The 24,873-nt window shown below is 36.6% G+C and carries 24 protein-coding genes and 2 pseudogenes; all 26 read left to right on the forward strand.

Going from position 1 to position 24,873, the window contains the following annotated elements; genetic code table 11:
• A pseudogene (locus MWH28_RS00005) lies at positions 1-237 on the forward strand (IS4 family transposase); the annotation flags it as partial.
• 288 nt (positions 238-525) lie between these two features.
• Complete coding sequence (locus MWH28_RS00010) at positions 526-1,035, forward strand: phosphatidylglycerophosphatase A family protein (protein ID WP_248617208.1); 510 nt, start codon at positions 526-528, stop codon at positions 1,033-1,035.
• Positions 1,036-1,049: 14 nt separating this feature from the next.
• Entirely contained in the window at positions 1,050-2,021 is a 972-nt protein-coding gene (locus tag MWH28_RS00015) for a DapH/DapD/GlmU-related protein (protein WP_248617209.1), read from the forward strand.
• A 35-nt stretch (positions 2,022-2,056) separates the two neighbouring features.
• Entirely contained in the window at positions 2,057-2,815 is a 759-nt protein-coding gene (locus tag MWH28_RS00020) for a DUF368 domain-containing protein (RefSeq protein ID WP_248617210.1), read from the forward strand.
• Between the two features lie 74 nt (positions 2,816-2,889).
• Complete coding sequence (gene mtrB / locus MWH28_RS00025; RefSeq protein ID WP_248617211.1) at positions 2,890-3,111, forward strand: trp RNA-binding attenuation protein MtrB; 222 nt, start codon at positions 2,890-2,892, stop codon at positions 3,109-3,111.
• A 252-nt stretch (positions 3,112-3,363) separates the two neighbouring features.
• Positions 3,364-4,860 (forward strand): anthranilate synthase component I, encoded by a 1,497-nt coding sequence (gene trpE / locus MWH28_RS00030; RefSeq protein ID WP_248617212.1) that lies wholly within the window; start codon positions 3,364-3,366, stop codon positions 4,858-4,860.
• Entirely contained in the window at positions 4,844-5,410 is a 567-nt protein-coding gene (locus MWH28_RS00035) for an anthranilate synthase component II (protein WP_248617213.1), read from the forward strand. The genes trpE and MWH28_RS00035 overlap by 17 nt, the downstream gene beginning before the upstream one ends.
• A gap of 311 nt (positions 5,411-5,721) precedes the next feature.
• Complete coding sequence (trpD, locus tag MWH28_RS00040; protein WP_248617214.1) at positions 5,722-6,747, forward strand: anthranilate phosphoribosyltransferase; 1,026 nt, start codon at positions 5,722-5,724, stop codon at positions 6,745-6,747.
• 1 nt (position 6,748) lies between these two features.
• Positions 6,749-7,519, forward strand: coding sequence for an indole-3-glycerol phosphate synthase TrpC (trpC, locus tag MWH28_RS00045; RefSeq protein WP_248617215.1), 771 nt, complete (start codon positions 6,749-6,751; stop codon positions 7,517-7,519).
• Positions 7,516-8,142 carry a phosphoribosylanthranilate isomerase gene (locus MWH28_RS00050; RefSeq protein ID WP_248617216.1) on the forward strand — a complete coding sequence of 209 codons (627 nt, stop codon included), beginning with the start codon at positions 7,516-7,518 and terminating at the stop codon, positions 8,140-8,142. Before trpC ends, MWH28_RS00050 begins: the two co-directional genes overlap by 4 nt.
• A gap of 210 nt (positions 8,143-8,352) precedes the next feature.
• Positions 8,353-9,531 carry a tryptophan synthase subunit beta gene (gene trpB / locus MWH28_RS00055; RefSeq protein WP_248617217.1) on the forward strand — a complete coding sequence of 393 codons (1,179 nt, stop codon included), beginning with the start codon at positions 8,353-8,355 and terminating at the stop codon, positions 9,529-9,531.
• Positions 9,531-10,340: a tryptophan synthase subunit alpha gene (gene trpA / locus MWH28_RS00060; protein WP_248617218.1), complete on the forward strand. Its 810-nt coding sequence runs from the start codon at positions 9,531-9,533 to the stop codon at positions 10,338-10,340. Before trpB ends, trpA begins: the two co-directional genes overlap by 1 nt.
• A 414-nt stretch (positions 10,341-10,754) precedes the next feature.
• Positions 10,755-11,669, forward strand: a complete 915-nt coding sequence (accD, locus tag MWH28_RS00065) for an acetyl-CoA carboxylase, carboxyltransferase subunit beta (RefSeq protein ID WP_345894733.1) — start codon at positions 10,755-10,757, stop codon at positions 11,667-11,669.
• Complete coding sequence (gene accA, locus MWH28_RS00070) at positions 11,656-12,657, forward strand: acetyl-CoA carboxylase carboxyl transferase subunit alpha (RefSeq protein ID WP_248617219.1); 1,002 nt, start codon at positions 11,656-11,658, stop codon at positions 12,655-12,657. Before accD ends, accA begins: the two co-directional genes overlap by 14 nt.
• Before the next feature lie 20 nt (positions 12,658-12,677).
• The gene (gene pfkA / locus MWH28_RS00075) at positions 12,678-13,676 is read left to right on the forward strand and encodes a 6-phosphofructokinase (protein WP_248617220.1); all 999 of its coding nucleotides are present in this window, start codon (positions 12,678-12,680) and stop codon (positions 13,674-13,676) included.
• 32 nt (positions 13,677-13,708) lie between these two features.
• Positions 13,709-15,460: a pyruvate kinase gene (gene pyk / locus MWH28_RS00080; RefSeq protein WP_248617221.1), complete on the forward strand. Its 1,752-nt coding sequence runs from the start codon at positions 13,709-13,711 to the stop codon at positions 15,458-15,460.
• Between the two features lie 243 nt (positions 15,461-15,703).
• Complete coding sequence (locus MWH28_RS00085; RefSeq protein ID WP_248617222.1) at positions 15,704-16,171, forward strand: FxsA family protein; 468 nt, start codon at positions 15,704-15,706, stop codon at positions 16,169-16,171.
• Positions 16,172-16,231: 60 nt separating this feature from the next.
• Positions 16,232-16,726, forward strand: a pseudogene (locus MWH28_RS13030) (protoglobin domain-containing protein); the annotation flags it as partial.
• 15 nt (positions 16,727-16,741) lie between these two features.
• Positions 16,742-17,377 carry a methyl-accepting chemotaxis protein gene (locus MWH28_RS13035; protein ID WP_428323564.1) on the forward strand — a complete coding sequence of 212 codons (636 nt, stop codon included), beginning with the start codon at positions 16,742-16,744 and terminating at the stop codon, positions 17,375-17,377.
• Positions 17,378-17,594: 217 nt separating this feature from the next.
• Positions 17,595-18,371, forward strand: a complete 777-nt coding sequence (locus tag MWH28_RS00095; protein ID WP_248617224.1) for an undecaprenyl-diphosphate phosphatase — start codon at positions 17,595-17,597, stop codon at positions 18,369-18,371.
• Positions 18,372-18,776: 405 nt separating this feature from the next.
• Positions 18,777-20,435 (forward strand): ABC transporter substrate-binding protein, encoded by a 1,659-nt coding sequence (locus tag MWH28_RS00100; protein WP_248617225.1) that lies wholly within the window; start codon positions 18,777-18,779, stop codon positions 20,433-20,435.
• A gap of 95 nt (positions 20,436-20,530) precedes the next feature.
• Positions 20,531-21,502, forward strand: a complete 972-nt coding sequence (locus tag MWH28_RS00105) for an ABC transporter permease (protein ID WP_248617226.1) — start codon at positions 20,531-20,533, stop codon at positions 21,500-21,502.
• 16 nt (positions 21,503-21,518) lie between these two features.
• A complete protein-coding gene (locus MWH28_RS00110) occupies positions 21,519-22,451 on the forward strand; it encodes an ABC transporter permease (RefSeq protein ID WP_248617227.1) in 933 nt (310 codons plus the stop codon).
• 3 nt (positions 22,452-22,454) lie between these two features.
• Positions 22,455-23,498: an ABC transporter ATP-binding protein gene (locus tag MWH28_RS00115; protein WP_248617228.1), complete on the forward strand. Its 1,044-nt coding sequence runs from the start codon at positions 22,455-22,457 to the stop codon at positions 23,496-23,498.
• A gap of 25 nt (positions 23,499-23,523) precedes the next feature.
• On the forward strand, positions 23,524-24,501 hold the full coding sequence (locus tag MWH28_RS00120; RefSeq protein ID WP_248617229.1) for an ABC transporter ATP-binding protein: 978 nt from the start codon (positions 23,524-23,526) through the stop codon (positions 24,499-24,501).
• A 142-nt stretch (positions 24,502-24,643) separates the two neighbouring features.
• Positions 24,644-24,808: a DUF1540 domain-containing protein gene (locus MWH28_RS00125; RefSeq protein WP_248617230.1), complete on the forward strand. Its 165-nt coding sequence runs from the start codon at positions 24,644-24,646 to the stop codon at positions 24,806-24,808.
• Positions 24,809-24,873: the final 65 nt, after the last annotated feature.

The raw sequence follows: 24,873 nt of genomic DNA on the forward strand, positions 1-24,873 counted from the left end.
CTATTTTTCAAGTGGATCAAGCAACATCTAAAAATAAAGAGCTTCTTTGGACAAAATAAAAATGCTGTCTTAACACAAATTTATAGTGCTGTAATCTTATTTTTAATTCTAAAATTGCTTGAAAAAGAATCTAAATTTAAAGGAAGTTTACTTAAACTCACTAGAAAAATAAAGTATTCTATCTGTTTAGTTACAACAAATGATTTCAATTGGAATAGATGGATTAACAGTAGTTGATAAAATTTTACTACCTAAAACCTAGGTTAATAGACTTTTATCTAGAAATATATTCTATATTTTACTTTTAATATAGAATAAGGGCTACTGTCAAAGTAATTATTGCTTTGAAAAGTCTACTAAGCTATAAATTTTTGATTGCTAATTTGATTTGATTGAGTTAGTAAATCTATATTTTTTAACAATGCAACGATAGTGTATTAATATGATTAATTATAAAATTAACAGGTAATTTTAGTAATGAATTAAGTTATGCGTGGACATAAAATTTCTAGAGGAGGAGAAAATATGAAAGAATTAATAGTTAAAAGGTTGGAGCAGAGAGGGGTTAGTATCAGGGAGATAGCAGACTTGGTTTATAAATTACAGAGCCCTTATGATGACACAATAACAATGGATAAATGTATAGATTCGGTTGATCAAGTTTTAAATAAGCGTGAAGTACAATATACTTTATTGACAGGAATTGCTTTAGATAAGTTGACAGAGCAAGGGGCAGTAGAGGAGCCATTGGCCAGTATTATTGAACGCGATGAACCACTTTATGGGGTTGATGAAAGCCTTGCTTTAGCAATTGCTAATATCTACGGAACGATTGGATTCACAAGCTTTGGCTACTTGGATAAGAATAAGATAGGTGTAATGAAGAAATTAGATACGATTAAGGGTGAACAGGTCAATACATTTATAGATGATTTAGTGGCAGGGATTGCTGCGGCTGCAGCAGCAAGAATTGCTCATCAAAAGAGGAGTGAAGAAGAAGCAGAAGAGGAATTAACACAAAAAGAAGTATCCTAAAATGAGGTGGTGTAATGGGTTACTGTCAAGTTGTAGCTACAGTCAGAGGAATCATCAGTTATCGATTACGACAGATCTTTAATGAGCGAAAGTTGAATTATTCGCTAAAAGTAGTTAGACAGAGTGATGGACGTAAGATAGAGTTTTCTACAATTATTTCTGAGCAAAAACAAGAAAAGATCATTCAGTTAATTAAAGATAATAGCTTAGACCCGATTATAACAATTTTGCCGGTCAAAGACTATGATAATCCACTTTGTCAGCGAGAAATCAGAGAGCTTACACTGGCTGCTGGAGCTAGTGTAAGCTCTTTAGCAGAGTTATATGATGGAGTTGAAGTTGGTTCTTTTAGTAGAGTAGTGGGTAATGCTATCTTACAAGAAGAAGTTAAGGTTGGAGAAGGAACCTTTATAGGGAGTGGAGTTGTTGTTAGAACACAGACAGAGATTGGCGATAATTGTCATGTTGGAACTGGAGCTATTATTGGAAACAATGTTAAATTGGGAGATAATGTTACAATTGAAGAGAATGTAACGATTAGAGGACATGTAACGATTGGTAATAATGTTTCGATTGGCACAGCAGCTAATATTGAGAGTAATGTAGAAATTAAAGATCAGATTAAGATCGGGCCAATGTCTAGGGTCTTTAATGTTGGTCGTAAAAAGGTTGAATTAGAGACATCTGATGATAGAAGGGTGATTTCAACTGTAGTTGACTCAGGAACTTTCATTGGCAGTGGAGCTATTGTTGGTGGTAAGATAGGTTCTAAGGTAATGGTTGGTTCTAATTCGGTAGTTCATACAGCCATAGTAGGTGATGAAGCTACAGTTGGTTCTGGAGCGGTCGTACCTTTTGGGAGTGAGATAGAAGCAGGAATAACTGTAATTGGTTCTCCAGCTAAGCCAATTGCTGAATACAAGGCTGAAAAGAAGTTGTTTAAGTTTTTAAAGGAGAAATATATGAGTGATCTAGAAGAGGTTTAAGTTGAAAATTTTTATGTCAAAGTGGGAGGAAATTTATGAATGACTTTCTTGAGTTATTTTTAAAAGGAATTCCTTTAGGAATAGCTAATACATTACCTGGGGTTAGTGGTGGAACAATGGCTCTAATCCTAAGGATTTATGGACGACTGGTACGAGGGATTAAAAAAATTGAAGTTGTTGTCTTAACTCCTATTGGTTTAGGAGCTGTAGTAGGTGCATTTGTAAGTTCTAAGGTGATTGTCAATCTATTAGATAGCCATCCTAGTCTGATATTTGCTTTTTTATTAGGATTGATTTTAGCTTCTAGCAAGATAACAGCCCAAGAGATAGAAGAGTTTAATTTAAATTCAGTAGCTTTAATCGGCTTAGGGGTAGTTATAGCTTACTTTTATTCTGCAGAAGTTACTCAGGTAGCTAGTGGAGGGGAAATTGCTCTTAGCCGCTTCTTTACTGGAGGATTATTTGGTAGTATAGCGATGATTTTACCAGGAGTTAGTGGAGGAACAATTTTAGTAATGTTAGGTCTCTACGAAGGGGTAATAGGAGCAATCAGTGAGCTAGAATTGCTTGTTTTAGCTTTATTTGCTATAGGGGTAGCTAGTGGATTATTACTATTTTCTTGGTTGTTATCTTATTTATTAGAGCGATTTCGTTCATTATTAATGGCCTTTCTAACGGGGTTGATCTTGGGTTCGGCTAGAAGTGTCATTCCTACTACTATTGGGTTAGCTGAAGTTATTACTTTTATTTTAGGAGTAGTTCTTATTTTGTTATTGTCGGATAATAATTATTAATTTTTAATTTGGTATTGACAGTTCTTTTTATTTGCGATATTATAAAGAATAAGTAAGATTTGAGGAGGTTAGTAATGGATAGAGTAAGTAATGAAGATTATATAATGGTTAAAGCCCTAGAAGATGGAGTAACAATCATTGGATTGACCCGTGGGGAACAGACCAAATTTCATCATACTGAAAAGTTAGATCAAGGTGAAGTAATGATTGCTCAGTTTACTAAACATACATCTGCGATTAAGATTCGCGGTAAAGCTGAATTGATTACTAAGCATGGAAGAGTTGAATCTGAGTAAGATTTTAGAATATAGATTAGTACTAGAGATTAGTTGAGAAAAATTGAATATTGAATTAGTTAAGTTGAGATGAGGATAGTTAAGATGAGTTGAGTTGAGCCTAGGGGAAAGTATATCTACCCCTATTGATAAGTAATTTAGGCCATTAGACTCAAGTCTGATGGTTTTTTATATTTTAGAGGTAATTAATTTCAAGAGGAGAGTGAGTTAAGATGAGTTTAGCTGAGTTTAGTAAGCAAAGGGTGATAGATTATGTATTATCCTAGCTACCAGGAGTTTGAAAAGTTGAGCAAGCAGGGAGAGTTGATTCCTGTGTACAGAGAGATTACTGCTGATTTGGAGACTCCTGTATCTGCTTTTAAAAAGATTAGAGCAGAGAAGAATTCTTATTTATTAGAAAGTGTTGAGCAAGGAGAAAATTTAGGACGGTATTCATTTATTGGAGTTGACTATCATGCTCTATTAAGTTGTCAGAATGGTCAGTTAATAATTAAGGATCGAGCTGATCAGATTGTACAGCAGAAGCAGACAGAAAATCCTGTCGAGGAGTTACAGGAGATTTTAGAAAGTTATCAAGCGGTTCAGTTAGAAGAGTTGCCGATGTTTTATGGTGGGGCTGTTGGTTATTTAGGTTATGATGTAGTTAGATATTTTGAAGATATACCACTGCAAACAGAGAATGACTTACAATTGCCAGAGATGTTATTTATCTTAAGTGATACAGTTTTAGTCTTTGATCATCTATACCATAAAATTAAGGTCGTGACCAATGTTAAGGTTAAGGATGATCCTAGTTTGGCTTATCAACGGGCCAAAGCTAAGATAGACGAGCTTGTTAAGAAGTTGCAGCAGCCTATTACAATAGAACAGCAACAACCAAAAGTTAATGATAAGCAATTAGAGTTTGAATCTAACTTAGAGAAGGAAGAGTTTATAGCTAGCGTTAAGCAAGCTAAAGAGTATATCAAAGCAGGAGATATATTCCAAGTTGTTCTCTCGCAGAGATTGGAGATGGAGGTTGAATCAGAGGGGTTTGATATTTATCGCCAGCTAAGAAGGGTCAATCCTTCACCATATATGTATTATCTTGATTTTGAAGAACTTAAGTTAGTAGGATCTTCCCCAGAGCTGTTGGTCAGGGTTGAAGATGGTTTAATTGAGAATAGACCGATTGCTGGTACCAGAAAGAGGGGCGAAGATGCTAAAGAGGATCAAGCGTTGGCTGAAGATCTATTGAGTGATGAGAAAGAGAAGGCCGAACATGTAATGTTAGTTGATCTAGGCAGAAATGATGTCGGTAGAGTCAGCAAGTATGGTAAGGTTGATGTAACACAATTTATGGAAGTTGAATATTATTCTCATGTGATGCATTTAGTCTCTAATGTCCAAGGTGAGCTGAGAGAAGATGAAGATATTTATTCAGGATTGCAGGCCTGCTTTCCTGCTGGAACAGTTTCAGGGGCTCCTAAGATTAGAGCAATGGAGATTATAGATGAATTGGAGACGACAAGACGGGGGCCATATGCTGGAAGTATCGGTTACTTTGGTTATTCAGGTAATTTAGATAGTTGTATTACAATCAGGACAATTTTACTTAAAGATAATAAAGCTTATGTGCAAGCTGGAGCTGGAATTGTAGCTGATTCAGATCCTGAAGCGGAATACCAAGAGACATTAAATAAGGCCCGAGCCTTGTTGAAGGCAGTTTATCAAGCTGAAAGAGGTGGGGCCTATGGTGTTAGTAATTGATAATTATGATTCATTCACCTATAATTTGGTGCAGTTGATTGGTAAGCTAGGAGTAGAGATTGAAGTTAGGCGTAATGATCAGATTACGATAGCAGAGATTAGGGAGCTAAATCCAGAGCGGATTGTTATTTCACCAGGGCCAGGACGACCAGAGGATGCTGGAATTTCACTGGAGGTTGTTGAGCAACTAGCAGGAGAGATACCGATCTTAGGAATCTGTTTGGGCCATCAGACTATTGGTGCTGCCTATGGAGCTGAGGTTGTTAGTGCACCTGAGCTGGTACATGGGAAGGTTAGTAGGATCAAGCATCAACAGAGAGGGGTTTTAGCAGGAGTGGCTGATCAGTTTGAAGCTACAAGGTATCATTCCTTGATGATTGAACCTGACAGTCTGCCAGCTAGCTTGGAAGTGATTGCTGAGACTGAGGATGGCTTGATTATGGGGGTTGCAGATAGTGAGGCTCAATTATATGGTCTCCAGTTTCATCCCGAATCGATCATGTCAGAAGCAGGGGAGAAGATTGTCGATAACTTTTTAAATATTAGCTAATAGATTGATTATTATTTGCTTTACCATGAGGAAAGTTTCTCGTTCTAAAAAATTTTTTCTAAGTTTCTAGGACTCACCTCCAAGCAAATAAGAGTAAGCTAATTTAGATGAGAAAATTAGCTAATTCATACTCTGATTTACTTTACGGTTCGTCAAGAAACTAGACGAAAAAATTTAGATGTCACTGCGAAACCTTCCTCATGATAAGATTTTAGATTGTTTTTAAGATTTTGATTTTAAGGTGTTGATTTTAACTGTCAACTGTACACTGTTAACTGTACACTGAACTAAAAAAGGGGAGTTGAGTTGAGATGAGAAGAGTGATTGAGAAGGTAGTTAGTGGAGAGGATTTGTCAGTAGCTGAGAGTAAGGAAGCGATGAATTTGATTATGAGTGGTGAGGCGACTCCAGCACAGATTGGAGGATTGATTACTGCTTTACGGACTAAAGGAGAGACAATTGAAGAGATTACAGGAGCAGCGGAGGTAATGCGGGCCAAGGCAGAGCCAATCACTACCAACCAAGAGTTGGTTGTCGATGTCTGTGGAACAGGTGGCGATGATTTAAATACTTTTAATATTTCGACGACTGTTGCTTTTGTAGTTGCAGGAGCAGGAGTAGCAATGGCTAAGCATGGTAACCGTTCTGTCTCTAGTAAGAGTGGTAGTGCCGATCTATTAGAGGAGTTGGGGGTTAATTTGGATTTAACACCTGAACAGGTGGGCCAATGTATCGATGAGATAGGGATTGGCTTTTTATATGCTCCTACCTTTCATGGAGCAATGAAGCATGCGATTGGTCCAAGGCGAGAGTTAGGAGTTAGAACTATTTTTAATATGTTAGGGCCACTGACCAATCCAGCTGGTGCGGATATACAGCTGCTAGGGGTTTATGATCCTGAGTTGACTGAGCCGATTGCTCATGTATTGAAGAACTTAGGGGTTGAGTCAGCTTTTGTAGTCCACGGGATGGTAGGTTTAGATGAATTATCGACGGTTGGTGAGACTAAGGTTAGCCAACTTGATGCTGGAGAGATAAGAAATTATTATCTTAAGCCAGAGGATTTAGGATTAGAACGGGTTGCAATCGATGATTTAACAGGTGGAGATCCTGAGGAGAATGCTCAAATTACTTTAGATATCTTAAATGGTAAGGCTGATAAAAAGCAAGAGATTGTCCTTTTGAATGCTGCTGCAGCACTGACAGCTGCTGGTCGAGTTGCTGATTTGAAAGAGGGGATTGAGTTGGCCCGGCAAGTAATCGAAGAAGGTCTGGCTTTAGAGAAGTTAAAGCAGTTGATTGAGATCAGTAATAGTTTACAAAGGCAGGCGAGTTAAGTTGATTTTAGATAAGATTGTTGCTCATAAAAAAATAGAGGTTAAAGAACAGAAAGAAGAGGAATCACAAGCTGAGTTAGAAGAAAAAATTGCTCAACTAGATTCAACCAGAGATTTTAAGGAGGCTTTAAGTGCAGCAGGGATGGGATTAATTGCTGAGGTTAAGCGAGCTTCTCCTTCTAAAGGGATTATTAGAGAAGACTTTAAGCCTGCTGAGATTGCTAAGGACTATCAAAAGGCAGGGGCCAACGCTTTATCAATTTTGACCGATCAAGAATTTTTCCAAGGTGAGTTGGCTTATTTAGAGCAGGTAAGAGAGGTAGTTGAGTTACCGTTATTGCGTAAAGATTTCATTATTGATCCTTATCAGATCTATCAGGCTAGAGCTTATGGTGCTGATGCGATTTTATTGATTGCAGCAATCTTGACAGCTGAAGAGTTAGAACGGTATTTAAAGCTGGCTAAGGGGCTAGGTCTTGATATTTTAGTAGAAGTTCATAACGAACAAGAGTTAGAGATGGTCTTAGAGTTAGAGCCAGAGATAATTGGGGTCAATAATCGTGACTTAAAGGTCTTTGAGGTTGATTTAGAGACGACAATTAGGTTGAAGAAATCAATTCCACAAGATAAAATAGTAGTCAGTGAAAGTGGGATTAAGGAGCGAGCGGATGTTGAATTGTTAATCGAGCAAGGGGTCGATGGAATTTTGGTAGGGGAAGCCTTAATGAGAAGTGAAGATCTTGAGGTTAAAGTGAAAGAGTTGATAGGATGACTCAGATTAAGATTTGTGGTTTGACCAATTTAGAAGATGCTCAACTGGCTAGCCAATTAGGAGCAGATTTACTGGGATTTATCTTTGCTGACAGTCCTAGACAGGTCACTGTTCAGCAGGTTCAAGAGATTATCTCTAAGCTTAATGAGCAGGTTAAAACGGTAGGTGTCTTTGCTAATCAGTCATTAGAAGAGGTGAATCAAATCGCAGAAGCTTGTCAGTTGGATTATCTTCAACTGCATGGTGATGAATCTCCAAGCTATTGCCAACAGCTTGAGTTGCCAGTAATTAAGGCCTTTCGAGTTAAGGATCGAAGTTATCTAGAAGAGTTAGCTCAATATGATGTAGCTAAATTCTTGCTGGATACTTACCATCCTGATAAGTTAGGTGGTAGTGGGCAGACCTTTAATTGGGAGTTGGCTTTAGCAGCTAAGGAGTATGGAGAGGTTATAATTGCAGGTGGTTTGGATGAAACTAATGTTAAGCAAGCGATTGAAGCTGTTCAACCCGCAGGAGTTGATGTCAGCAGTGGAGTTGAAGCCAAGCCAGGGGTTAAAGATCATGACAAATTAAAAAGATTTATAAGAGCAATTGACAATTTACAATGTACAGTTAAAAATTAAGTAATAAAGAGTAATTAAAAAATTTAAGAGCTGATTTTTTCATCACGAAGGGTTCGAAGAACCTAGAGGGAGAAAGTAAGAGACAAATGTACAATTGACAAGGAACAATGTACAATTAAAAATCTTTAAAGAACTTTTGTTTTAAGGAAGTGGTTTTAACTGTCAACTGTCAACAGTCAACTGTAAACTAAAAAAAGGGGAGTGGAGATAATGTCTAAAGGAAAATTTGGTGAGTTTGGTGGAACTTATGTTCCAGAATTGTTGATTCCAGCGTTAGAGGAGTTAGCTGAAGCTTATGATAAGTATAAGGAAGATCAGGAGTTTCAAGATGAATTTAGATATTATTTAAAGGAGTATGTAGGGCGAGCTAACCCATTATATTATGCAGAAAGATTGACTAAGAAGCTAGGTGGAGCTAAGATCTATTTGAAACGTGAAGATTTAAATCATATGGGAGCCCATAAGATCAATAATACCTTAGGACAAGTATTGTTGGCTAAGCGAATGGGTAAAGAGAAGGTGATTGCTGAGACGGGAGCAGGTCAGCACGGTGTAGCTACTGCTACTGTAGCAGCTATGTTTGGGATGGATTGTGAGATCTTTATGGGAGCAGAAGATGTTGAACGCCAAGCTTTGAATGTTTTTCGGATGAGATTATTAGGAGCTGAAGTTAGATCGATTACGGATGGAACTGCTACTTTGACCGATGCTGTCGATGCAGCGATTAAGCATTGGGTTGAAAATAGTGAGGATACATTCTATCTGTTAGGTTCTGTAGTTGGCCCGCATCCTTATCCAACGATGGTACGGGATTTCCAATCTGTAATTGGTGAAGAGGCACGAGAGCAGATTCTTGCTGCTGAAGAGCGGTTACCAGATTATTTAGTTGCCTGTATTGGTGGAGGAAGTAATGCAATTGGCCTATTCCATCCTTTTATTGATGATGAAGATGTTAAGATGGTAGGAGTAGAGGCAGCAGGATTGGGTGTTGATACTGACAAGCATGCAGCGACTTTGACTAAGGGAGAAAAAGGAATTATTCATGGTTATAAAAGTTATGTCTTACAGGATGATGATGGTCAGATTATGCCGGTTCATTCTATTTCAGCCGGGTTGGATTATCCGGGTGTTGGCCCTGAACATAGTCATTTGAGAGACTCAGGACGTGCTCAGTATGAAGCGGTAACTGATCAGCAAGCATTAAAAGCATTTCAATTGTTATCTGAGGTGGAAGGAATTATTCCTGCATTAGAGAGTTCTCATGCGATTGCTTATGCTCAGCAGTTGGCCCCTCAATTAGAGCAAGATCAGATAATTATTGTTAACTTATCAGGACGTGGTGATAAGGATGTGTATAGTGTAGCCGATCAATTGGGAGTTGAAATTTAGTGGGGCGGATTGGAGATACCTTCACTAAGTTACAACAAAAAAATGAGAAGGCCTTAATTCCTTTCTTGATGGCTGGAGATCCTAATTTAGAATTGACTAAAGAGTTGGTCTTGACTGCTGAAGAGAATGGAGCTGATTTACTAGAGTTAGGAATTCCTTATTCAGCTCCTTTAGCAGACGGGCCAACGATCCAAAAGGCAGCTCAAAGGAGTTTGGCCCAGGGTACTAATTTAACTGCTATCTTTAAGTTGGTAGAAGATATTAGAGAAGAAAGTGAGCTGCCACTAATTTTAATGGGTTATTATAATTCCATCTTCAGTTTTGGTTTAGAAAAATTTGTCAAGCGATGTGCAGAGGCTGGAGTTGATGGAGTTATTATTCCTGACTTACCTCCAGAAGAAGGAGCAGAATTACAGGAGTTGAGTACAGAGTTAGATATTATTCTGTTACTTGCTTCTACCAGTAATCAAACTCGAATTGAAAAGGTAACTGATCTTTCTTCAGGCTTTATTTATGCTGTTTCGACTCCTGGAGTGACAGGAGCTAGAGCGGAGTTATCAACTGAGGTTAAAAAGACAGTTACTAAGATAAAAGATATTAAAGATATCCCAGTAGCAGTTGGTTTTGGTATTTCATCCCCTACTCATGCCCAACAGATCGGAGAATTTGCTGATGGAATAATTGTAGGTAGTGCAATTATTGAGCGAATAGAGAAGAATTTAGACTTGCTTGAAAGAGATAAGGAAGAATTAATAGCTAAAGTTTCTGATTTTATCTCTAGTTTGAAGGAGCCGTTAACCAAATTATAAAATAGCCTTATAATGGATAATTGACGGAATGTACAATTTACAATTCAAGATCTTAAAAGATTAAGTTTTTTGAAAAGACTTATGGTAACAATCTTTGATTGTTTTTAAGGTTTTTAATTGTCAATTGTCAATTGTACATTGTAAACTGATCTTGTAAGCAAGTTGCAATTTCTTAATTTTGTGTTATAATATGACCAGTATTCTACTGACAGACTGGTCATATTTTTTTGTGTTTTTAAGTACTTGCTTAGCAACCAATGGCTTAATTTAAATTAATTTGACTAAAAATGGAGCATAAATTATTATAATTTAAATCTTGGGAATAATATAATTTAGTCTCGCCGAAAATGGCGAGATAAATTTGAGCTGACTAAATTTAATAGTCCTTAATTTTAAGTAAGTGGGGTGGAAGAAGTGTTAAAGGATTTATTTGGAGGAAAGTCTAAGTATGTTACTGTAGAAAGAAAGAAACGTTCTGAAGAAAAAGGAAATGAACATAAAGAAGATAGCGATAAAAAGGAAATGCCTGATGATTTATGGACAAAGTGTAAAAGTTGTAAGCAAATTATTTTTAATAAAAAGTTGGCTAAAAGTTTAAAAATATGCCCTGAATGTGGTAGTTACTTTAGATTGACGGCTGCCGAGCGGTTGTCTTTGTTGGTAGATGATGAGAAATTTGAAGAGTATGATGCTGATTTACAAGCGGAAAATCCATTAGATTTTCCTGACTATGAGCAGAAAATTGATAAATATCAAGAACAGACAGGTTTAAAAGAGGCGGTAATTACTGGGATTGGAGAAATGAATGGTTGGCAAGTTTCCTTGGCTGTAATTGATTCTAGATTTTTGATGGGGAGTATGAATTCAGTTGTAGGAGAAAAGGTTACTCGAGCAATAGAAAGAGCTTTAGAAAAAGAGTTGCCATTAGTAATTGTATCTGGTGGTGGCGGAGGTGCTCGCATGTATGAAGGGATGTTGTCCTTGATGCAGATGGCTAAGACTAGTGCAGCATTGAAAAGATTGGATCAAGCTGGTGGGCTCTTTATTTCTGTCTTAACCGATCCGACTTATGGTGGTATTTCAGCCAGCTTTGCTTCCTTAGGTGATGTTAATCTAGCAGAGCCACAAGCTAAGATTGGTTTTGCGGGGCCACGGGTGATTAAGCAGACAATCAATCGGGATCTGCCGGAAGGGTTTCAAACAGCTGAGTTTTTATTAGAACATGGTATGATTGATAAGGTAGTTGAAAGAGCAGACTTAAAGGATGTAATTGCTAGAATTATAGATATTCATAAATTGAGAGGTGGAGAGAACAATGGCACAGAATAATAACTTAGAATTTGAAAAACCTCTTATTGAATTGGAAGAAAAGATTACTGAATTGACGAAGTTTATGGAAGAAAGAGATATTAATTTGACTGATGAGATTGAGCGACTAGAGACTAGGGCAAATAGGTTACGAGAAGAAATTTATTCTGAATTGGAACCGTGGCAGATTTTAAAGATAGCTCGTCATGTTGAGCGTCCTACTACTATGGACTATATTAATTTAATTTGTGATGACTTTATTGAATTACATGGTGATCGTAATTTTGGAGACGATCAAGCTTTGATTGGTGGTATTGGTAAGATTGATAATCTACCAGTTACGATTGTAGGTCATCAGAAAGGAAAAGAGACTAAGGATAATATCAAGCGTAATTTTGGGATGGCTCATCCAGAAGGGTATCGAAAAGCATTACGTTTAATGAAACAAGCTGAAAAGTTTAATCGACCAATTATAGCATTGGTCAATACGCCAGGTGCTTATCCAGGAATTGGGGCTGAAGAACGTGGCCAAGCAGAAGCTATTGCTAAGAATATGATGGAAATGACAGGCCTTGAGGTACCAATTATTGTTGTTGTTATTGGAGAAGGAGGTAGTGGTGGAGCCTTAGGTATTGGAGTTGGAGATAGAGTATTTATGTTAGAGTATACCTATTATTCTGTCTGTTCTCCAGAAGCTTGTGCTGCTATCTTGTGGAAGGACTCTGATAAGGCTAAAGTAGCAGCTAAGGCTTTGAAATTGACTGCTAAAGACTTGGTAGATTTAGGGGTAATTGATGATATAATTGCTGAACCGCCTGGAGGAGCTCATAAAGATTATAAACGCAGTGCAGATTTATTAAAAGAAAAGCTTATTCAAGAAATTAATCAGTTGGAAAGATTAGAAACAGCTGAATTATTAGAGAATAGATATAATAAATTTAGAACAATGGGTTATATTAAAAAAGAAGCTGAAGAACAGATAGATGAATCGATTGAGAATTGTGGTTGAAATGTAAGGAGGAGTAGAGGATGAAAAAGGTAGCTGTTTTAACCAGTGGAGGAGATGCACCAGGGATGAATGCTGCTATCAGAGCAGTTGTTAGAAAAGGGATTTATGAAGGCTTGAAGGTAATAGGAGTTAAAAGAGGATACGCTGGTTTGATTGAAGGAGATTTTGAGCCTTTAGAGCGTCGCTCAGTAGCAGATATTATTCATCGTGGTGGAACTGTTTTAAGGTCAGCTCGTTGTGAAGAGTTTAGGACTAAAGAAGGTAGAAGAAAAGCTGTCGAGCAATTAAAGTATATCGGTGCTGAAGGATTAGTAGTAATTGGTGGTGATGGTTCATTTAAAGGAGCCCAACTATTAAGTGATGAATCAGATATCAAAACAGTTGGGATTCCAGGAACGATAGATAATGATATTGCTTGTACTGATTATTCTATTGGCTATGATACTGCCCTAAATACTATTTTAGATGCTATGAATAAGATCAGAGATACAGCCACTTCCCATGAAAGAACCTTTGTAATTGAAGCTATGGGTAGGCATTCTGGCTTTTTGACATTAATGTCTGGATTAGCAGGGGGAGCAGAATCGATTCTGATTCCTGAGTTTGACTTTGATCTTGACCAAGTCTGTCAAAAGTTAGAAGCTGGTTATGAGCGGGGCAAGTTACATAGTATCATTTTAGTAGCTGAAGGTATTGGTGAGAAGTTTAAGCCTAATCGTGACTTAAATGAAAGTAAAGCATTTGCCTTAGGAGAAGAGATCAGCAAAAGAATTGGTCTCGAAACAAGAGTAACCGTTTTGGGACATTTGCAGCGGGGAGGAACTCCAACAGCTCAAGATAGGTTATTGGCCACTAGATTAGGAGCATCTGCTATAGATGTATTGTTAGCAGGAGATACAAATAAGATGGTTGGTGTTATCCATGATCAAGTAGAGATTGCTGAAATTAAAGAGGCCATTAAGAGTCAAAAAGAAGTAGATGAGGATTTATATGAATTAGCTAATATATTATCATTATAAGAAGTAGTGACAGAATAAAGGAGTGGAGAGTAATGAGAAGGACTAAAATTGTTTGTACTATTGGCCCTGCTAGTGAAGATAGAGAAACCTTAGCAAAATTAATAGATGCAGGAATGAATGTAGCTCGTTTAAACTTTTCTCATGGTGATCATCAAGAGCATCAAGCTCGAATTGATCTGATTAGAGAGTTAGCTAGAGAGAAAGGAAGACCAGTAGCTATTTTATTGGATACCAAAGGGCCAGAAATTAGAACAGGGATGCTAGAAAATGATCAAAAGGTAGATTTAGAAGCAGGAGAACAAATTACTTTAACAACTGAAGAGGTTGAAGGAACAGCTAGTAAAGTATCAGTTAATTATCCAAATTTGCCGCAGGATATTTCTGAAGGCAAGAGAATCTTGATTGATGATGGGTTAATTGAGCTAAAGGTAACAGAAACAACAGAAACAGAGGTTATTTGTGAGGTAATCAATGGTGGTAAGTTAGGTTCTAGAAAAGGGGTTAATTTGCCAGGAATATCTGTTAAATTACCTGCTATTACTGATAAAGATGTTGCGGATATTGAATTTGGAATTGAGCAAGGAGTAGATTTTATTGCTGCTTCTTTTGTACGCAAAGCTGATGATGTGTTGGCAATCAGAGAGATCTTAGAAGAACATAACTCTGGGATTTATATTATACCTAAGATTGAAAATCAGGAAGGCGTAGAAAATATTGAAGGGATTCTTGAAGTCTCAGATGGGTTGATGGTAGCTCGAGGTGATCTAGGAGTTGAAATTCCTCCCGAAAGAGTACCAACAGCTCAAAAGATGATGATTAATAGGTGCAATGAGGCGGGTAAGCCTGTAATTACAGCTACTCAGATGTTGGATTCAATGATCAGAAACCCTAGACCAACAAGAGCTGAAGCTAGTGATGTTGCTAATGCAATACATGATGGTACAGATGCTACGATGTTATCTGGTGAAACTGCTGCTGGAGATTATCCAGTTGAAGCTGTGAAAACAATGGCACGGATTGCACTAGAGACTGAAAAATCGTTAGAACGTAATTTATTAGGAGCGATGAATAATCAAGAACAAATATCTACTACAAATTCAATCAGTTATGCTACCTGTAAGACTGCATCTGATTTAGAAGCAGCAGCTATTATTACTTCTACTCGTTCTGGTTATACTGCTCGGATGGTTTCTAAATATCGTCCTTATCCACCGATTATAGCAGCAACTCCTAGTCAGAAGATATTGAATAGATTATCCTTATCTTGGGGGGTTAGGCCGGTATTAGTTAATGAAACAGAATCTACTGATGAGATGATTGAAGAGTCAGTTACTGCTGCATTAAGTAGTCAGTATATTGAAAATGGTGATGTAGTAGTTATTACTGCAGGAACTCCAGTTGGAATTACAGGTACGACTAATTTATTGAAAGTACATACTGTTGGTGAAGTAATAACTCAGAGTATAGGAATTGGGAAAAAATCTGCTAGTGGACGAGTTTGTGTTGTGGAAGATGCTGAAACAGCAGAAGATAAGATTCAAGAGCAAGATATTTTAGTTACTTCTGTGACTGATGAAAAGTTTACTCCGCTATTGGAGAAATGTTCAGCAGTTATCACAGAAGAAGGAGGATTGACCTCTCATGCTGCAATTATAGGATTACAGCTTGAGATTCCTGTAATTGTTGGTGCTGAAAATATTATGGATAAATTAGAAACTGGTGATATTGTAACTGTAGATAGTATTCGTGGTCTGGTCTATAAAGGTGAAACTAGAGTCTTATAATTATGGTGAGCAAGGTGCGTGGCTTAAGCTACGCACTTTTATTTTCATTAAGGAAATTATGATTTTTAGAGGTTATGGATAACTTTTACTAGTTTGTATTTGTTGGTTTTACTTAAACTCAATCTTAGACTTAAACTGAGTTGCCGGAGGCAACTTTTTTATATAATTAAATGCTTAAATAATAAAGGATAATGATTCTTAATAAAGAATATATAAATTATAATTGGAGAAGGTGGGTTGGTAATGGTAAAATTAATTTTACTCTTTACTTTGGTACCGCTAGCAGAGCTATTTTTTTTGATTAAGGTTGGTGAATATGTAGGAATTGGTTGGACTATTCTTTTAGTGGCTAGTACAGGAATAGTTGGAGTTTCTTTGGCTAAATTACAAGGATTAGCGATTATAGGTCAGACTAAGCTTACGTTGGCCCGGGCTAAGATGCCTAAAGATGAGTTGGTTGATGGTTTATTGGTCTTACTTGGCTCAGCAATGTTGTTAACGCCTGGTTTATTGACTGATTTAGCTGGATTTTCTTTAATAGTACCTATTACTAGAGTGAGAATTAGAGAGGTTGTTAAGAATAAATTTAAAGGAAAGATAATTTCAGGTAATTTCAGTTTTGGGACAAGTTCTACTAAGCAAAGGAATAAGCGAAAGAAAGATGATGATGAGACTATAATAGATATTGATGACTATCAAGAGATTGATTAAGAGTAAATTTTCAAGGGAGGGAATTGTGTGAATCAAGATTATCACAAGATGATGAGTAAAATGTCGGGTAGTATCTCTAGGGTAGAAGATCTGACGGCAGATGAAATTGCCTATCGAAAAGAGATTGTTAACTTTACTGATCGTGATTTAGAATTATTAGAGGAGATGAAGGGTTTATTTCATGAGATTGTTGATCAAGTAGTAGAAGAATTTTATGATCATATTTATAGTTTTGGCCCGTTACAGGAGATTATTGATCAACATAGCACCGTAGAAAGATTGAGTAAAACCCAAAAACAATATTTTTTAGAGTTGGTTGATGGAGTTGATGGAGGTTATGATGTAAACTATTTTAAAGAAAGATTTAAAATAGGCAAGGTACATGATAGGATCAATTTAGGGCCCAAGTACTATATTGGTGGGTATGCTACTTATTACAACTTAACGATCCCTAAAATAATTGATTACTTTCAAGAAGAACCTGCTAAGATTTCAGAAGCAGTAATGGCTTTTTTGCGGATTACTAACTTAGATATGCAAGTAGCAATGGAGACGTATATTGCTGCTTTTATGGAGTTAGGAACAACAATCGATACTTTAGAGGGAGCAAGTACTAACGTAACGAATGTCTCTGAAGATTTGGCTTACTCTAGTGATGAGTTAAAAGAAGCTTCTGACCAGTTAACGAATAATGTGATTGAAATTTCGGAACGGAGTCAAGAACAGGCAATCAATGCTCAAGAGGCAACAGAAGAGATTAAGAACTTAGCTGAGATGTCAGAAAATACATCGGAAAAGATTGAAGAAGCAATAAAGACGATTGAAAAGATAGCTAGTCAAACAAATTTATTGGCTTTAAATGCTTCTATTGAGGCTGCTCGAGCAGGAGAACATGGTCGTGGTTTTGCAGTTGTAGCACAGGAAATTAAGAACTTAGCAGAAGATTCTACAGAAGCTGTAGACCGAATCGGGGCAATGGTACAAGAGATTCAAGAAACTACAGTCAGTAGTACAGAAAAAACAGTAGGTCTAATTGAGAATATATCAGATGCTTTAGATGATAATGCTGCTGCTACTGAAGAGGCAAGTGCTTTTACAGAAGAGCAAGGGGCGACTATTCATGAATTGGCTGAATCGGCTAATAAATTGTCTGAAACTTCAAACCAGATGCAAGAGTTAGTTCAAAAATTAAAAGCTAAGCTGTGATTTAATGGTTACTTAATTACAATTCAGTTTAAGTTTGAGTCTAAGTCTAAGTAAGAGCTAAGCCCTTATGTTTCTAGTGGTTGACTTAAACTTAAACTCAGTTTTAAACTTAAGCTATGTATCAATAAAGTAGATAATGTAAATTGATTTTTAGTTAGTAAAGATGATATAATGGAATGGCTTTTAAATAAGTAATTGATAGTATAGGAGGAAGAAGATGGACTTAATTGAAGTTATAATTTTAGGAATTGTACAAGGAGTAGTGGATCCCATGCCTGTCAGTAGTTCAGGGCATTTAGTACTTGTACAACATTTATTTGGGATTGAAGAGCGATTAACCCTAAGTATATTTTTACATTTTGGAACATTGATTGCGATTATGATTGTCTTTTGGCAGGATATAGTTGGAATAACTAAATTTAAAACGAGCTTTAAATACAGGAAGTTTACTAAGTATATTTTAATTGGAATTATTCCTGCTGGGGTAATTGGTGTTGTATTTAAAGGGTTTTTTGAAGAGGTATTTGCTTCTACAATAGTCGTTGGTGTGATGTTATTGGTTACAGGAACATTACTTTGGATTTCTGAGCGAGTCAATGATGAGGGTCGAAAAATGGAAGAGATGGAATTTAGTGATTCATTAGTAGTTGGTTTTGCCCAGGCGGCTGCTATTTTTCCAGGGCTTTCCCGTTCAGGTACTACAATCATAGCAGGTTTGCTTAAGGGGTTGGATAGAGAGTTAGCTGTACGTTATTCTTTCTTACTATCTATACCTGTTGTTTTAGGAGCGACCTTATTACAGGCTGTTGATTTGTTGCGGGTAGGCATTGGGGAGATAACTGTTTTTCAGATTATTGTGGGAACAATAACTTCGGTAATATCTGGTTATGTAGCACTTAAATTATTAATAAAGATTGTTGAAAGACAACGGCTGAGTTTATTTGCTTATTATTGTTGGGCTTTAGGGTTTTTAGTGATTTGGCTAGTTGGATAAGAGCAGAGGTGGAATCTCAAAGAGAATAAATCAGAGTAAAATCTACTCATAAATATTAAATTTATTTAATATTTATGAGTTTTTTTAATTTTCTTGACAACGTTAGCAAATGTTTGTATAATTGAACTAAATATCATAAAATTATCACATGAATATCAAACAAATTTCAACTGGAAATCGATAAGTTTAAATTTAATAAAACGTATTCTGAACAGTATATGTTTTAGTTTTTTGCGTTGTGTACTATTTTTATTGGGCTTAATTAATACATAAGTTCAATAACATAAAAAATAGAACTTAATTAAGTAACTTAGGAGGTGGGGCCAAAGGAGTGAGCAGGCGATAATATTTTTAATTTTCAAAATGTTTTAAATTATAAGTATTGGAGGAGGAGAGGATTAAAAAATGGTTAAGAAGAGAAATATTGTAGCTGTCTTGTTGGTATTAGTTTTAGGGCTAATAGTAGTTGGTTGTGGTGAAGATGAAGCTGATGTGTCAGTGGAGGGATTGACTCAAGTCCCGGAAGTTACTATGTATACAACCACTGCTGAATATGACCCAGTAAGATATGAAGCTGCTTTTATGGTAGCGGAAAATTGGGAAGAGTTAGGAGTAGAGGTGAATGTTCGTCCACTAGAGTTTAATTCATTGATTGAAAGAGTCTTTGATGCTGAAGAGAAGGATTTTAATGCCTTTATTTTAGGCTGGTCAGGAAGAATTGAGCGATTAGATCCTGATATGTTCCTGTACTCTAACTTCCATAGTTCCCAGGACATGCCTGGAGGAAATAATGCCTATGGTTATTTCAGCGAAGAGTATGATCAGTTAGCAGAAGCTCAACGGGAAGAGATGGAGATTGAAGAAAGACAAAAGATAGTTCATGAATTACAAGATATGTTGGCTGAGGATATTCCGAAGATTGCACTTTATTATAGAGATGAATATCAAGCGTACAATCATGAAAGATTTGACAACTTTACTGTGATGCCAGGGGAAGGAATTTATAATGAATGGACTCCAGTAGAGATTGAGCCATTGACTGACGATACTGTCCTTGAGATAGCTTCAACACAAGATTTGGATACTTTAAATCCAATGACGGCTCAAACTGTATGGGAGTGGAAATTACTTAGATTAGTTTATGATAAGTTAGTAAGATTAAGTCCTGATGTAGAACCTACTCCATCAGCTGCGGAAGATTGGGAGATTGTTGATGATGTGACTGTAGATGTTACATTAAGAGATGGAATGGATTTTCATGATGGAGAAGCAGTAACTGTAGATGATGTTAAATTTACCTTTGATTATATGTTAGAATGGGGTGTACCTTATTTTGATACCTTCTTAAATCCTGTAGATAGTGTGGAGGTAGTAGCTGATAATGTAGTTAGATTCAATTTAGTTGAACCTTATGCACCATTCATTACAAATACGTTGGCCCAAATACCTATTTTACCAGAGCATATCTGGTCAGATGTTGTAGATGGTGAAGAGATAACTCATCCAGATGAATGGGACAACCCAGAGCCTATCGGTAGTGGACCATTCAAGTTTGAGTACTGGAGAAGAGGAGAAGAGATTAAGTTAGCAGCGAATGAAGACCACTTTACTCCACCGAAGATTGATGGTCTACTTCAGGTATTATATGGTCATGCTGAAGGGGTCTTAGGAGCTTTAGAACAAGGGGACGCTGATATGAATGCTTGGAGATTTGAGCCACTTCATATTGAACAAGTAAGAGAATTAGATCATTTGACATTAACTGAAGCTCCTGATATTGGTTATTATTATACAGGATTCAATTTAAGAGAGGCACCATTTGATAATCATGACTTTAGAAAAGCGATGGCTCATACTGTCGATTATGATACTATAATTGATGCTTTAATTCATGGTTATGGACAAGCAGGTGGAGCTGGAGCAGTACTTTCTCCTGCTAATGAATTCTGGGCCAACCCTGATATGGCTAGCTATGAATTTGATTTAGAAAGAGCTAGAGAGATCTTAGAAGAAGCAGGATATACTTGGGATTCAACTGGCAGATTATATCTACCAGAAGAATAAATAATTACAACTAACAGAATAGTTAGGAATAGCCCTAACTATTCTGTCTTTCTTTGTTATAAAATTGATATTGCCTATGGAGGTGATGGCTAGAAATGATTAAGATGGTTTTGAAAAGATTAGGGCAGACTATTTTGAGTTTAGTAGTAGTAGCAACTATTATATTTTTTATGTTTAGATTGATGCCTGGAGATCCAACAGCAGCAGTAGTAGATCCTTCTATTAGTACTGAAGCTAGAGAAGCAATGATCCAGCGGTTAGGACTTGATCAGCCGTTATATCAACAGTATTTTTCTTTTTTATCTGATGCTGTCAGAGGGGATTTAGGACGTTCATTTTATTATAGAAGACCGGTAATGGAAGTAATAGGAGATAAAGTAATCAATACTTTGATGTTAATGTTATCTGCTATGCTTATAGCTTATGTAATTGGAATTTTGGTAGGTGCTTATTTGGCTTGGAAGCGGGGAAGCAAGAAAGAAGCAACTTTGATTTCAATAGCATTGACCTTTAGGTCTGCACCTACATTTTGGGTAGGAATGTTATTTATTATGTTCTTTTCTTTTAGATTAGGTTGGTTCCCACACTCAGGAATGAGAAGTTCTGGTTATGAAGCAGCTAATACATTTGAGGTCTTTTTCTCATTAGATTTTTTACGCCATCTATTTTTACCGGCGGTAGTGGCAGGACTTTACTTTTTAGCAACTCCATTATTAATGATGAGAAATACGATGCTGGAAGTGTTGGGTGAAGATTTTATAGAAATGTGTCATGCTAAAGGGTTAAAAGAGAAGGTTATTTTGTATCGTCATGCTGCACGGAATGCTTTATTGCCTGTGGTAACAACTGGTGCTTTATTTTTAGGACAAGCGATAGGTGGACAGGTATTAATTGAGTATGTGTTTGGTTGGCCTGGTTTGGGTACTGAAATTATTCAAGCAGCTCAAAGGCATGATTATCCGTTGGCCCAAGCAAGCTTTTTATTAATAGCGTTAATGGTAATGATAATGAACTTTTTGGCTGATTTACTTTATAGCTATTTAGATCCAAGAATAACTTATAAGTAAGAAGGTGGTGAATATAATGACTGAACCTGTAGTAGAAAATCTAGAAGAAGTTAAAGTAGAGAGAAAGGATGTCAAGGGGGGATCGCTTGCAAGTACTTTTAAACTCTTTAAGGATGTACTAAAAAGAGATAAAATGGCTATGTTTGGGGTTGTAGTATTAATCTTTTTTATTTTAGTAGCTGCGTTTGCTCCGCTGATTGCTCCTTATGACCCCTATGAAATGAACCGCACAGAGGATGGAGCGATTGCAAGGTTAGAACCTCCTTCTGCTCAACATTGGTTTGGAACTACTAATTTAGGGAGAGATGTATTCAGCCAAGTTGTAATGGGCTCTAGGATTGCTTTATTAGTAGGGTTTTTGGCTGCCTTTTTGGTAACTTTTATTGGTACTAATGTAGGGTTGATTGCTGGATATTATGGAGGAGCGATTGATAATTTTTTAATGCGAGTTGTAGATATTATGTATGCTTTACCATTTATACCTTTTGTGATTATATTAGTAGCACTGTTAGATCCAAGTATCTGGAACATTATTTTAGCTATCTCTTTGCTTACTTGGCGGACTGTAGCACGGATTATTCGTTCACAGGTCTTATCAGTGGCTAATAGACCATTCATTAAGGCTGCTAAAGTAGCAGGAGCATCTGATTTAAGGATTATGTATAAGTATATTGCTCCTAATATTATTCCGATTGCTTTATTAGAAATGGCCTTTATGGTTAGTTGGGCTATTTTGGCTGAGGCCAGTGTCAGCTTTATTGGTTTTGGAGATCCAGATGTAATTAGCTGGGGCCAAATTTTACATACAAGCTTTTTGACTGGAGCTATTAGGACTGCCTGGTGGTGGGTTATTCCTCCAGGAGTAGCTATTGTATTAGTCTTAGTGGCAATCTTCTTTACTGCTAGAGCCTTTGAAGAAATTGTAAATCCAAGATTGAGGAGGCGATAATTGATGCCACTGTTAGAAGTAAATAATTTAGGAATAGATTATATTACAGAAAAAGGAACTCTAGAAGCTGTTAGAGATGTCTCCTTCACTTTAGAAAAAGGAAAAAATTTAGGGTTAGTAGGTGAGAGTGGTTGTGGGAAGACTACTGTTGCTAAGTCTTTGATGAAATTATTACCCAGTAATGGAGTTATTTCAGAAGGAGAGATTATTTTTAAAGGGCAAGATGTAGTAGAGATGACAAAGGAGGAAGTTAGACAGATTCGCTGGAATGATATCTCAATGATTGCTCAAAGTGCAATGAATGCAATGGATCCAGTTTATAAAATAAAGGATCAAATTATAGAAGCGATTAAGACCCATCAACCACAAGTAAGCAAGACAGAGGCAATAGAGCGAGCAGCTAAATTATTTGAGTTAGTAGGGTTGGAGCGCAAAAGGCTTGAGAGTTATCCACATCAATTAAGTGGTGGAATGAAGCAGAGAACAATTATTGCGATGGCTTTAGCTTTGAGTCCTGCCTTAGTAATTGCAGATGAACCGACTACAGCTTTGGATGTAGTTGTACAAGATCGGATCTTGCATCAGATTATAAAGCTGCAGCAAGAAATAAATAGTTCAATGGTCTTTATTACCCATGATATTTCTGTAGTAGCAGAAACCTGTGATCAGATTATTGTAATGTATGGGGGAAGAATTGCTGAGATAGGAAGTACTAGAGACTTTTTTAAGGATACTCATCATCCTTATGGGTTAGGTTTACAAAATGCATTTCCAAGCATTAAAGAGATAGGAGAGAGGCTGATTTCAATACCAGGTTCCCCTCCTAATTTAATTAATCCTAAGCCAGGTTGTCGATTTGCTCCAAGATGTCCTTTTGTAGAAGATATTTGTTATGCAGAAATGCCTGATTTAATAGAAATTAAACCAGGTCATTATTCTGCGTGCCACTTTACTGATAAAATAGATCAATTTAGAAAAGAAGCAAAGTTGAGAGAAACTTGGGAGCGGGTGAAGGAGCGCCAAATAAAAAAACAGTTAACAAGATAGTTTAGATAACTAAGGAGGTGAGAATATGGCAAATAATATGGTAAAGGTAGAAGGGCTAAAGAAATATTTTGCAGTAGGAGCGGGTGTAACAAAGATATTCAAGCCGCAAGAATATGTTAAAGCGATCGATAATATTTCCTTAAACATTAAAGAAGGTGAAATTCTTGGTTTAGCTGGAGAGAGTGGCTCAGGAAAGACTACTATTGGAGAGATACTATTGAGGTTACAGGAGCCAACTGCAGGCAAGATAGTTCTTGATGGAAATGACTTTACTAAATTAACCAGAAAAGATGAGAAGAAGTTCAGAAGAGAAGTACAGATGATCTTTCAAGACCCTTATGAAACTTTAAATCCGCGATTTACTATTTATCAGACTGTAGCTGAACCACTATTAATTCATAAATTAGGTGATGAAGATGAAATTTATGATAGAGTAGTAGCTGCATTAGAAACAGCTGAGTTGAAGCCAGCGGAAAAGTATTTAAATCAATATCCTCATGAATTAAGTGGAGGACAAAGACAGAGAGTAGCTATTGCTAGAGGAATTGTATTAGAGCCTAAATTCTTAGTAGCTGATGAGCCTGTATCTATGTTGGATGTTTCTATTCGAGCGGGGATTTTAAATTTATTGGGAGATTTGCGGGATGAACTTGGTCTGACTATGGTCTATATCTCTCATGATCTATCTACAATTAAGTATTTATGTGATCGGATAGCAATTTTATATCTAGGAAAGATCATGGAGATTGGCCCTACTGATGAAGTAATAATGAATCCAAGACATCCTTATACCAAGACCTTATTATCAGCAGTGCCTGTTCCTGATCCTGATGAGAATAGAAAGAGAATTGATCTTGATGATGAAGTAGCTAATCAGATTGATATTCCACAGGGATGTCGATTTAAACCACGGTGTTCTATGGCTAAGAGTGAGTGTACAGAATGTAATCATGAAATGAAAGAAGTAGGAAAAGATCATTATTCGGCATGTATTTTAAATTAATTTTAAAAGGTTTCTTAGCTTAAGCTAAGAAACCTTTTTTTACATTAAATAAAGCTGATTGGTAGATGAAATTATGATTTGAATAAATAATTATTTGTTGGGAAAGATATCTATGAGCTAGAAGAAGGAGGAGGTGGATATAATGTCTAACATTAAGTGTACTGTAGAAGAGTGTCAGTATAATTCTAGTGATATTTGCCAAGCATCCACTATTGAAATTAATCCTAATGTGAAAGATCATATGATTAGTAATTCTAAGGATACTGCGTGTGAAACTTTTATGTCAAAAGGAAAGGTAATGGAGTAATCAGCTAAATCAAGTTGGCCCTATAAAAGTAGGGGCCAACTTTTATTTAAACTGATAATTAGGTT

This window comes from Natroniella sulfidigena (genome assembly GCF_023223645.1).
GTDB lineage: Bacteria > Bacillota > Halanaerobiia > Halobacteroidales > Halobacteroidaceae > Natroniella > Natroniella sulfidigena.